Genomic DNA, 10818 nt, shown 5'->3' with positions numbered 1-10818 from the left:
GCAACAGCAGTAACACTAACAATAGCAGGAACACCGACAGCAATATCAAGTGCAGCAATGACAATAACGATTCCAGCAGCAAGTTTAACAAGCGGTTCAAACTTAACAGTAACAGCAAATGCAAATACAAAATTTGCAGTTGTAGCACCAACACCAGTACCGACACCAGCACCAACGACACAACAAATAACAGTACCTGTTACAGATGGCAACAGTGGAGATACAGTTTCTCAAACAGTAATTGATAGAACTACTGCGCCAGATGGTACTAAAAAAGATGATGTCACATACACAACTGCCAGTGCACAAGAAACTGTAGATAAATTAAAAACTGAAGGTAAAGACACAGCGAGAGTCATAATACCAGATGTAAAGGATGAAGTATCAGAAGCAAAAGTTGGAGTACCAAAAGCGACTATTGATGTTTTGGCAAGTGGTGGTGTAAATCTAGAAATAGACACAGAAAATGCTAGAATTGCAGTACCAAAAGAATCAGTAAAAGATATAGCAGCAGATGCAACAGATGATTTATATTTTAGAGTGGTACCAATAAAGGTAGCAACACAGCAGGCAGCCGTTGAAGAAAGAGCAAAACAGGAAGAAGTAGTAAGACAGGCAGCAGGGAACGGCAGCATATCAGTAGTAGCAAGACCTATGACCATAGAAACAAATATGAAGGAAACTAAAACCTTTATAACTTTACCATTAAAAGATGTAGCTATTCCATCAGATCCTATACTTAGACAAGCCTTTTTAAACAGCCTTGCAGTTTTTATAGAACATCATGATGCAACAAAAGAGCTGCTAAGAGGTGAAGTGGTAGACTATAAAACAGGAGTTTTAGGATTAAGGTTTCCTATTACAAAGTATAGTACCTTTACAATAATAAAAATGGAAAATCAAAACTTAGTAATAAGTCCAAGTACAGGAGATTTTGATAAAAATACTTCCAAGCAGGCAGACATAAGTACTACTATGACCTTAAATGGCAATACTTTAACTAGTATTGTAAATGGAAGTACAACTTTAGTAAGTGGAACAGATTACGAAATTAAGGATAATGTAGTAACAATTAAAAAGAGTTATTTAGCAAAGCAAAGTGTAGGAACAACAACTTTAACCTTTAACTTTAATGGAGGAACTACTCAAAATTTAGTAATAGCAGTAAAGGATACAACAATACAAAGTTCAACAATAAATCCAAACACAGGAGATTTTGATAAAAATACTTCTAAACAGGCAGACATAAGTACTACTATGACCTTAAATGGTAACACTTTAACTAGTATTGTAAATGGAAGTAAAACTTTAGTAAGTGGAACAGATTATGAAGTTAAGGATAATGTAGTAACAATTAAAAAGAGCTATTTAGCACAGCAAAATATAGGAACAACAACATTAACCTTTAACTTTAGTGAAGGAGCTACACAAGCTTTAGTAATAACATTAAAGGATACAACACCATCTTCCAGCGGAGGATCTGGTGGAGGAAGCGGCGGAGCAGCACCAGCTCCAGCACCTGTGAAACCTGCAGTAGAAAGATTATCTGGACAGGATAGAATAGAGACAGCTCTTGCGATTGCAAAAGCAAGCTATTCAGGAAAGGTTTCAAAGGTTATACTTGCAGCTTCAGATAACTATCCAGATGCATTAGCAGGAAATGTATTAGCTTACAAGGAAAAAGCACCAATACTATTGGTTGGAAGAACTGATGAAGAACAAGAAAAAGTAATAGCTTATATGAAATCAGACATGGATTTTGCAGGGATAGTATATATTCTTGGAGGTAGTGGTTCAGTAAGCAAGGATATGGAAGAAAAAATAAATCAAGCTGGATTTAAAAATGTTAACAGAATAGGTGGAGCAGACAGATACGAAACAGCAACAAAAATTGCTGATACAGTAGGAGTAAAAGAGGGAACACCAATAGTTCTTGTATCCGGTGAAAATTATCCAGATGCACTATCAATAAGCAGTATTGCAGCAATAAATGGTTATCCTATATTTATGGTAAATAAGGATGAAATTCCTGAGGTGGTAAAGAAAGAAATTTCAACTATAAAGCCAAGTAAAGTATATATTATAGGATCACAGGGAGCTATAAGTGCAGCAGTTGAAAATCAGCTTTTTCAAACAGTAGATAAAACAAATATTGTGAGAATAGGTGGAGCAGACAGGTTTAAAACTTCTCTTAATGTGGCAAAGTACTTTAATTTATCAGGAACTAAGGTGTGTGTAGCATCAGGAAACAACTTCCCAGATGCATTAGCAGGAAGCAGCTATGCAGCAAATAGTAATGCACCTATAATTCTTCTTGATAATAGTCTTACAGAAGAACAAAAATCATATTTAGAGAATGCTAAGTTAAAAGGAGTTGTGATTTTTGGAGGAACAGGGGCTGTAAGCAGCGAAGTAGAACAGGAACTTACACAAATTTTTAAATAAAAACAAATGAAAAACGCAGAACAAATTAAAGGTTGTTCTGCGTTTTTTAGTAGCAAGCTGGGAAAAACTTTCCTTGCAAAGGGGTCAGGCTTTTGGGATAATATGTAAATATAAGGGTTAAAGGATAGGAAGGAAAGTAGAACCTTCAGTCTCCCATTTAAATAGATGAACGGATAAAATTGTACTAACACATCTAAAAATATCTTTAAGCCATAAAAAGAATCAGGTCATATTTTAATTGAAAAATTGTGTAAAATTAAGCCGGAGCACCATCTACAACTGAATTAGCTGTAACAATTATTAATGCCGGAGCATTGAAGAATAGTTTGTCATTGAAATTAGGATTTTCTAAATATTTTTCATACATTTTTAACCACAGCTCAGCATATCTCTTATATGCCATAGTTTCAGGAGTTAAATTAGCTAATATAGTTTCGTCTATTTTTTAAAAGCTTTTAAGAGTTAAAGCTTTAAACTCCTGTATTCCTTCTTCTACTACTATATAGGATACATCCTGCATATTACTGCCAGTTTGAGTAAATCTTCCTGCTTCTATGATTTTAGAAACTTTTTTTCTTTCTCTACTGGCTTATTTTTAAATTGATTATTTTTCTATCATATTTAATACGTCTAACACCTTTTCTGCTACTTCCTCTGTTGATTGAGGATTTTGTCCAGTTATAATAGTACCATCTACTTTTGTATAAGATACAAATGGATTTAATGCTTTTGTGTATTTTGCACCTGCTTTTTTCAATTCTTCCTCTAATTGAAAAGGAATCTTATTCATAGCATTTGCAAGTTCTTCTTCAGTATTTGAATAACCAGTCACTTCTTTTCCATTAATAACAAGTTCACCATTCTTATATTTAATCTTCAATAAAGCTCCAACTCCATGACATATAGCAGATAATATACCACCATTTTCATAAATAGTTTTACTCATATTTTGAATCTCAGAAGAATCTGGAAAGTCCCACATTGTTCCATGACCACCAGCGAAATAAATAACTTTGTAATCCTCTGGATTTAGTTCACCCAGCTTTAGGCTGCTGTTTAATTTATTCATAAAGCCTTCATCCTCATAGTGTTTTCTTGTTACTTCATCAAGGATATTTTCACTAACGCTCATTGGATCATTAAAAAAAACAAAGAATTGTGTTAAAATAAAAATGATTAACCTATGATTGAGAAACAGTGTTTAGATTGTAGGCTTTACAAAGGATTTGAGCTTTAAGTTGGCAAAGATATATTAAATTTTAAGATTATCAATAAGAGATAAATGGTAAAATAATTTTGAATTTGTGCAGATGGTGTATGCACAAATACCATATTCATATAATACTTGGAATATGATAAGAGATAATAAATGATTTGGGTTATAATATAAGAAATGAATCAAAACAGAAATGGAAGTGATAAAGTGAAATTTAAACCGCTGCCAATAGGAATAGATAATTTTGAAAAGTTAATAACTAGAGGATATTATCTAGTAGATAAAACCTTGCTTATAAAAGATTTATTAGACAATAAGGCAGATGTTAATTTATTTACTAGACCAAGAAGATTTGGAAAAACATTAAACATTAGCATGCTTCAATGTTTTTTTGAAAGTAGTCCTAAGGATAATAGTTACCTCTTTGAAGGTTTAAATATAATGAAATCAGGAGAACAGTATATATCTCATATGGGGCAGTACCCAGTTATAAACTTAAGCTTAAAATCTGCAAAGCAACCAAACTTTGACTTAGCATTAAAGTGTATACAAGATGAACTTTCAAATGAATTTAGGCGTCATGCTTATATTTTAGAAAGTGATAAATTAAAAGATGAAAAAGAAGAATATGAAAGAATAGTTCGAAAAGAAAATTCAGAAGAACTTTATATAACTGCATTAAAATTCCTATCTCAGTGTTTAGAAAAATATCATAATAAAAAGGTGATAATTCTCATTGATGAATATGATGTACCCCTTGAAAATGCTTTTTTTGAAGGCTTTTACGATAGAATGATAGCTTTTATAAGATCGCTTTTTGAATCGGCATTAAAGACTAATAGTTCATTGGAGTTTGCAGTTATAACAGGGTGTTTACGTATTTCTAGAGAAAGTATTGATGATACAGGAATTATCACACTTCAATATGGAGGACAGTTTTCAATAAATAATAATGTTAGTGAATGTACAGATAATTATTTCAAAAAAATGGATTCTAAATTTATAGAAATATTAAATTTAGTAAACATCTTAACATTTACATCATTTCCTATTGGAGAAGATGTTGAAAAGTCACTAAAAGATCAAACAACTAGTTTAACAGATTTTAAAGGTTCATTTAATTCATATTGTAATGGTGTACGAGACATGGAAGAAAATATATGTTCAGTATTTTCAAAGATATCAGGAATAACTGAAGAGATATCTAAAATCAGAGGTATATCCATTATTTTGGAAGATGGGCAAGTAGACAAGAATAAAGTAATAGCATTAATGTTAAAAAATCCTGGTAGTTTGACTGAGGAAGAAAAAGAGATGCTATCATATGCAGAAAAAGTATTAGGTGCAGATAAATATGCTCAATTAAAAGAACAATCAGTGGATTATATAGTAAATATGAAAACAGGTGAAGTGCTTAATCTAAATTCTATAGCAGACAAAGATACTAGAGAACGTGTAAAATATTTAGTAAGAGAGATAAATTCAATGAGCGATAACGAGAAAGTAGACGAAGGACACTGGGGATTTTCTTTACTCTATAGTAAACAAGATTATATAGATGAGTTAAGTAGAGTAATGAGTGTTGCACAAAGTCCTTATTATCAAAAAACTACAGCTTTTCAAAAGAGGTTTAATTTGGGAGCGGATGGGATTTGTGAATTTATAGGTGGTGCTACCGAAGTTCCATTTGGTTGGACAGTTGCAACAGGAGGAAGTTTCTTAACAGTATAGTTAATCCAAATGGAGACACGACAAATTTTTTAAAAGATAAATATAAAGAATGGTTAGGACTACAAAAAGGAGAAATGATTTACAATGGAGCTTCTATGGTAACCGCTGGTTTATGTTTAACAAATGACTTTAAAACATTAGAACCTACTATGGTTAAAGAAGATACTATAGAGATACCAAGGAAAAGAAATATAGCAAAGGCATTTAGAGAAAGTCTGCCAACAGAAACTATAGTTACAAGACAAGCTAATCAGACAGTACAAACTACTTAAGTAATTGATGAAAGCAATCCAACACCAATGATATTAAAACGTATAATAGTTAAAGATCCAATGTTTAACGTTAAGAACTTTGATCCTAATAAAGTAAGAAAATCTGATTTTATCTCTACTGTAATTGATATGCCTAATACTTTTAATGAAAATGGCACAGTGAACTCATGGACTGACTCAGCTGATACTTATATTAAATCTAATCTAGACTTAACAAAGGTATATGATGGCAATAATGAAAAATAAGAATAGTAATGAAAAAAAATAAGTTTAAAAAAAGAAAATGAACTAAACAAGAAGAAATATGAATATAAATTAATTTATTATTTAATTTGTTATGCAATTGGATATGTTATATCCTTGTGTGTTACCGGTGTGCCTAATTTAATATATTTACTACCAATAAAAGGGGATGCGTTAGTGATATCTGTTTGTATTGGAACAATATGCAATATGAATCATTATAAGATAACTGGATATGATGCACGTGGATATGGATTTCTTCCAGCAGTGATAGCACTATTATTAACATTCATAATGGCGCTTATATCTGTAGTCTCATCCAATTATGGTATAATTACAAACAAAGATCCTTTTCGTGGTATGTTTTAAAGCTAAGTTAAACAAATGATAAGGAACTATTAGAATGTTTTATTGAACAGAGAAGGGGTATCTAATGAAAATGGCAAAGCTTTAAGTGATAAGGATACATTATTTTTGAGTATTTTGGTAAGGGCTTACATAGATAGTTTATTTGGGGGTATTAATAATGGAATTAGAACAATGGTTAAAAGATCATGATATAAAGAAAATGGTATGTATATTTTACGTAAAAACGACTCAATACTAAATTATTTACAAGTTTGGGGATGATAAAAGGAGGCCATAAACCTCTAAATTACCCTATTTGTTGCAAAGCCTTAGCTGAGCTTGCCAAATTCTATCATTTTATTTCTTGAACTCTTCCCACAATTCCATTCTCTAGCATAACTTTAATGCCACGATGGTGAACTTCTGAGTTTGTAAGGAGCTTTTTTACTATACCCTCAGTTAACTTTCCAGAACGCTGATTTTGTTTTTGAACAACTAGGACTCTTGCTCCAATTTTTACATCTTTTCGTCTTGTTCCATCCATAAGTATTACCATTCTTTCTTAATTTTTATTTATCTAAAAAAACGTAAATTCTTCACATACAATGATAAAAGTGATATTATTGTATCAAAAACAAAACGTTTAGTTTCTGGGTCAATGCCCTTTATAGTTCCCATAGCCATAACTACTTTTTTGCGCCAATCCTCAGTAAAATCACTAAAGTTCACAACTCCAATGGATTCAAATACGCTATAAAGTGTTGTTATGAATAACTCTCGCTTTTCATCATCCAAAGATGAGAGCCACTGATTAATAACATTATTGATATGTTCTGCACCTCCAGTAATACCTTGTGTATATTGAAAGTCACCTTTATTAATAACCCATGAAAAAGGGTCATGTTGCATAATCCCAAACTTTTTGCTTTCTACTACAATATAATCTTCCTGATGCTGCAAAAGCATTCCTACTAAAGAGGACTGAGGCAAAGTTTTGTGTATCCTTGATTTAATATGTGCGTATTTTTCCCTTGTAAATATTTCATCTCTAAAACCAGGACCGTCATGACTGTAAATGCTCACAATACGATCTTGGACAGCTTGATGACACTCCATGGCAGAATAAACCGCAATATTTCCTCCCTTAGAATGTCCGCCCACCATTAATGCATGTGGAAAACGTTCAGCAACAGCATTCAAATAGGAAACTCCATCCTGCTGTGCAGGAACTGGAGAAATAAATGCCATATTGAAGTCCTCTTTCCAACCTACAATAGTAGAATCTGTACCTCGATAGGCAACATAAGCTGTTTCATCATCAAGTAGGTAGGTCACCGCCGCAAATTGCTTTTGTAAAGTTATATCTAAGCTATCTGAATAGCAGCACATACGAATGTTTCGAAATCTTGGACTCATTCCAAGAGCGATCAAAAGCCTATGGTTGCTTTTTGGATCTCTCACATTATAAAGCATGTGTGGAATATGCTCTGCTTTTAGCAAGTCTCCAATTCTTACAGGTTCACTGTTATCTGCAATCTCCGGTACAATTTTATCAAAATGAATATAGACAAATTGAGATAAAACCAAACTATCTACCAGATTGAACTTGGTAGTTTTAAAGTCCTTCATTTGTGATTTTACATAATCTACAATATTCATGTTTTATCTCTCCTAACCTATTGGTTTTATCTCCTAGTAGTATCTTTGTTTTTTTCATAATACTATTATAATAGATTTGTAAATATTCTACCATATATTATCTGTGTCTTAATATATGAAAATTCACTTTTCTCTCAAATCCAAAAAATTTTCTTTATCAACAACAGTTATGTAGAGATCTTAATAAAAATCAGAATTTATAAATAACTATTGAATTAAAAAAACAAAGAATTGTGTTATTCGTTTCCATTATCATATCATTTTTATATAATATTATAATATAGCTAATGTTGAAATTTTCTGATAAAATAAAGCTATAAGGAATGGATGATTAAATGGAAAGATTAAAGCCATAGCAAGAAGAACTTTTGAGTTCGCTTATCCATTTGTATAATCTGAAGCTGGAACAGACACATATGCTTATATAGCATGAGTTAATGCTTAGTCAGCTAAATGGCAATATTCTTGCAATATTAAATAAACAGTAACGTAAGTTATATACTTTTATAACTAATATATTTATACTATTTATATAGGTCAGATGGATTGAATTCTTCACCATTAATAAACATATTGTAGATAGCGGTGAGAATCATTTCTTACCTTGTCCTCAAATTTATTATTGACAAGTGGTGGAAGCCGCACACCATTTTTTTATTACTATCTGTGGCGCAGCGGCAGTGTCGAGATGGAGGTTAACATGAAAGTAACTGAAATTATGAAGAAAAAAATGAGTTTTTCCTTTGAAGTTTTCCCACCTAAAATTGATAAGCCTACAGAACCGCTTTTAGACACATTAGAACATCTTTATGAATTTAATCCAGATTTTATTAGCTGTACTTATGGTGCTGGAGGGACGAATGCAGGTCGTAATATGGAGATTTGCAAGGCCATTAAGGATAGTGGAAAATCGATTCCTGTTGCCCACTATACCTGTATTGGAAATACGAAAGAAAAGATGAAACAGGAGCTGCAAAGATACTTGGATATGGGAGTAGATCATATCTTAGCTTTAAGAGGTGACCTTCCTAAAGGCTGGGAAGGAACACGTGGAGATTTTAACTATGCTAATGAATTAGTGCAATATATAAAAAGTAATTTTCCTAAATTCACTATTGCTGTTTCTGGTAACCCTGAAAAGCATTTTGAATCATATTCTTTCGATGAAGATATTACTCATTTGCGAATCAAACAAGATACAGGAGCAGATTATATTATGACTCAATTGTGTCATGATGTTGATCAATATTGTTGGTGGGTAGAAAAAATTCGAAGAGCTGGAGTATCAATGCCAATAGATGTAGGTGTTATGCCTATACTATCTAAAGATCCTACTATTCGAATGGCTGTATCCAACGGTAGTTCTATACCTAGAGATTTAGCAGAGATAATTGCCAGATATGGAGATAATCCGGAAGACTTTAAAAAAGCAGGTAAAGAGTATTCAGCAAAACAAATTTTTAAATTTATAAATGCTGGAATAGATGGACTTCACATTTATTCTTTAAATAAGTGGCAGGATGTAACAGATATTATTAAAGATGTGGGGATAAGATAGAGTAATTTTAATACTTGATTTTTTAAATTAATATTTAGATATAAAAGAAGTTCCTTAAAGTGCATATATATGTATTTTAAGGAGCTCATTTTATATGAATTAATATATTTTGTAATAAATTTTATTTAGTCAGTAAAACTAATGTAAGTACCTAAAAAATAGATAGTGTAAACACATGTCTGAAGTTTTTATGTTGAAACGAAAGACTATACGAGGTAAAAATACTTATAAAAAATGGAGCTATACTTTAATATAGTTCCATTTTTATTTAACCTGTTTTATTATCTTAGAAAACAACTCTATCAAAAATACAATATCTAAATATTATTTCCAAGATATATCCGCAGCTTTTCTTGGTACAGTTCTCATGTATTTAACTTTTGGATAGCCTATCACCATACAGGTAACAACTTGTTTACCTTCTTTAACTCCAAGGAATTCTAAAATCTCTTTATTGTCCTGTGCAGCTCTTACGAAAAATCCACTGAAGAAGGTTCCAAGACCTAAGGCATTAGTCATTAATTCCATGTTTGAAGAAGCTAAGGCACCATCTACAACTGAATTAGCTGTAACAATTATTAATGCTGGAGCATTGAAGAATAGTTTGTCATTGAAATCAGGATTTTGTAAATATTCTTCATACATTTTTATCCACAACTCAGCATATCTTTTATATACCATAGTCTGAGGAGTTAGATTAGCTAGCATAGCTTCTCCTGTTTTTTTCAAGCTTTTAAGAGTTAAAGCTTTAAGCTCTTGTATTCCTTTTTCTACCACTATATAAGATACATCCTGCATATTACTGCCAGTTTGAGTAAATCTTCCTGCCTCTATGATTTTAGAAATCTTTTCTTCTTCTATTGTCTTATTTTCAAATTGTCTTATAGTTCTTCTAAACTTAATGAAATTCAATAAACTATCAGGCTGTATTGAAAAATCTTCTTTATTATATTCTTTTACATCTTCCATATTGTATTCATCAGTTGTTATTGCTGCTTTAGGGCATACTGCTATACAATGGCCACATTTAAAACAAGTTACATTGTTAATCTTAGCCTTGTTATCAACCATTTCTATGTCCTTTGGAAAACAATCCTTAACACACAATCCACATCCTACACACTTTTCAGTATCTACTTTCATCATAGTTAACATCTCCACTCACATTTTATTTTTTACTCAATTGACCTCTGTCCTCTAAAAAGGTGTTACACTTGTAACTTATTTGTTTATATAATATAATATCAGAAAAGTAAGGTCAATACTTTTTGCTTAAGTGATACATTATTAGATGATTGCAGAATTGAAAGTTGAAAAATGTGGATAACTTTTGGAGCTTTGCTCAA

At 31.7% G+C, this 10818-nt stretch carries 10 protein-coding genes; 6 read left to right on the top strand and 4 right to left on the bottom strand.

Annotated elements, in window-relative coordinates:
* The coding region (locus EG57_RS26895) for a cell wall-binding repeat-containing protein (RefSeq protein WP_032079737.1) at window positions 1–2445 on the top strand (2445 nt) is incomplete at its 5' end.
* Window positions 2446–3049: 604 nt separating this feature from the next.
* Here the strand turns inward: EG57_RS26895 and EG57_RS0224720 are convergent.
* A complete protein-coding gene (locus EG57_RS0224720; RefSeq protein WP_242859930.1) occupies window positions 3050–3514 on the bottom strand; it encodes a type 1 glutamine amidotransferase domain-containing protein in 465 nt (154 codons plus the stop codon).
* A gap of 354 nt (window positions 3515–3868) precedes the next feature.
* Between EG57_RS0224720 and EG57_RS27180 the strand changes: the two genes are divergently transcribed.
* The 4 genes from EG57_RS27180 to EG57_RS0224700 all read left to right on the top strand — a co-directional run bounded on the left by EG57_RS27180 (window position 3869) and on the right by EG57_RS0224700 (window position 6276).
* Window positions 3869–5392, top strand: a complete 1524-nt coding sequence (locus tag EG57_RS27180) for an AAA family ATPase (protein WP_242859929.1) — start codon at window positions 3869–3871, stop codon at window positions 5390–5392.
* A 74-nt stretch (window positions 5393–5466) separates the two neighbouring features.
* Window positions 5467–5664 (top strand): hypothetical protein, encoded by a 198-nt coding sequence (locus EG57_RS26620; RefSeq protein WP_032079736.1) that lies wholly within the window; start codon window positions 5467–5469, stop codon window positions 5662–5664.
* A 27-nt stretch (window positions 5665–5691) separates the two neighbouring features.
* Window positions 5692–5910 (top strand): hypothetical protein, encoded by a 219-nt coding sequence (locus tag EG57_RS0224705; protein WP_032079735.1) that lies wholly within the window; start codon window positions 5692–5694, stop codon window positions 5908–5910.
* 174 nt (window positions 5911–6084) lie between these two features.
* Window positions 6085–6276, top strand: coding sequence for a hypothetical protein (locus EG57_RS0224700; RefSeq protein WP_032079734.1), 192 nt, complete (start codon window positions 6085–6087; stop codon window positions 6274–6276).
* 331 nt (window positions 6277–6607) lie between these two features.
* On the opposite strand, the gene EG57_RS0224695 is transcribed toward EG57_RS0224700, so the two are convergent.
* A complete protein-coding gene (locus EG57_RS0224695; protein ID WP_032079733.1) occupies window positions 6608–6799 on the bottom strand; it encodes a YwbE family protein in 192 nt (63 codons plus the stop codon).
* A gap of 29 nt (window positions 6800–6828) precedes the next feature.
* A complete protein-coding gene (locus EG57_RS0224690; RefSeq protein ID WP_032079732.1) occupies window positions 6829–7914 on the bottom strand; it encodes a DUF2974 domain-containing protein in 1086 nt (361 codons plus the stop codon).
* A gap of 700 nt (window positions 7915–8614) precedes the next feature.
* Between EG57_RS0224690 and EG57_RS0224685 the strand changes: the two genes are divergently transcribed.
* On the top strand, window positions 8615–9472 hold the full coding sequence (locus EG57_RS0224685; RefSeq protein WP_032079731.1) for a methylenetetrahydrofolate reductase: 858 nt from the start codon (window positions 8615–8617) through the stop codon (window positions 9470–9472).
* A gap of 324 nt (window positions 9473–9796) precedes the next feature.
* Here EG57_RS0224685 and EG57_RS0224680 read toward each other — a convergent pair whose 3' ends face one another.
* Entirely contained in the window at window positions 9797–10618 is an 822-nt protein-coding gene (locus EG57_RS0224680) for a nitroreductase family protein (protein WP_032079730.1), read from the bottom strand.
* Window positions 10619–10818: the final 200 nt, after the last annotated feature.

This window comes from Clostridium drakei, from assembly GCF_000633595.2.
Classification (GTDB): Bacteria; Bacillota; Clostridia; order Clostridiales; family Clostridiaceae; genus Clostridium_AM; species Clostridium_AM drakei.
This window is presented reverse-complemented; position numbering and strand designations above follow the sequence as displayed.

What these genes read in the sequence shown, in the direction of transcription:
- EG57_RS0224720 (WP_242859930.1), bottom strand. Translation starts at nt 3,514, where the DNA reads ATGAATAAATTAAACAGCAGCCTAAAGCTGGGTGAACTAAATCCAGAG.
- EG57_RS26620 (WP_032079736.1), top strand. Translation starts at nt 5,467, where the DNA reads ATGATTTACAATGGAGCTTCTATGGTAACCGCTGGTTTATGTTTAACA.
- EG57_RS0224705 (WP_032079735.1), top strand. Translation starts at nt 5,692, where the DNA reads ATGATATTAAAACGTATAATAGTTAAAGATCCAATGTTTAACGTTAAG.
- EG57_RS0224695 (WP_032079733.1), bottom strand. Translation starts at nt 6,799, where the DNA reads ATGGATGGAACAAGACGAAAAGATGTAAAAATTGGAGCAAGAGTCCTA.
- EG57_RS0224690 (WP_032079732.1), bottom strand. Translation starts at nt 7,914, where the DNA reads ATGAATATTGTAGATTATGTAAAATCACAAATGAAGGACTTTAAAACT.
- EG57_RS0224685 (WP_032079731.1), top strand. Translation starts at nt 8,615, where the DNA reads ATGAAAGTAACTGAAATTATGAAGAAAAAAATGAGTTTTTCCTTTGAA.
- EG57_RS0224680 (WP_032079730.1), bottom strand. Translation starts at nt 10,618, where the DNA reads ATGATGAAAGTAGATACTGAAAAGTGTGTAGGATGTGGATTGTGTGTT.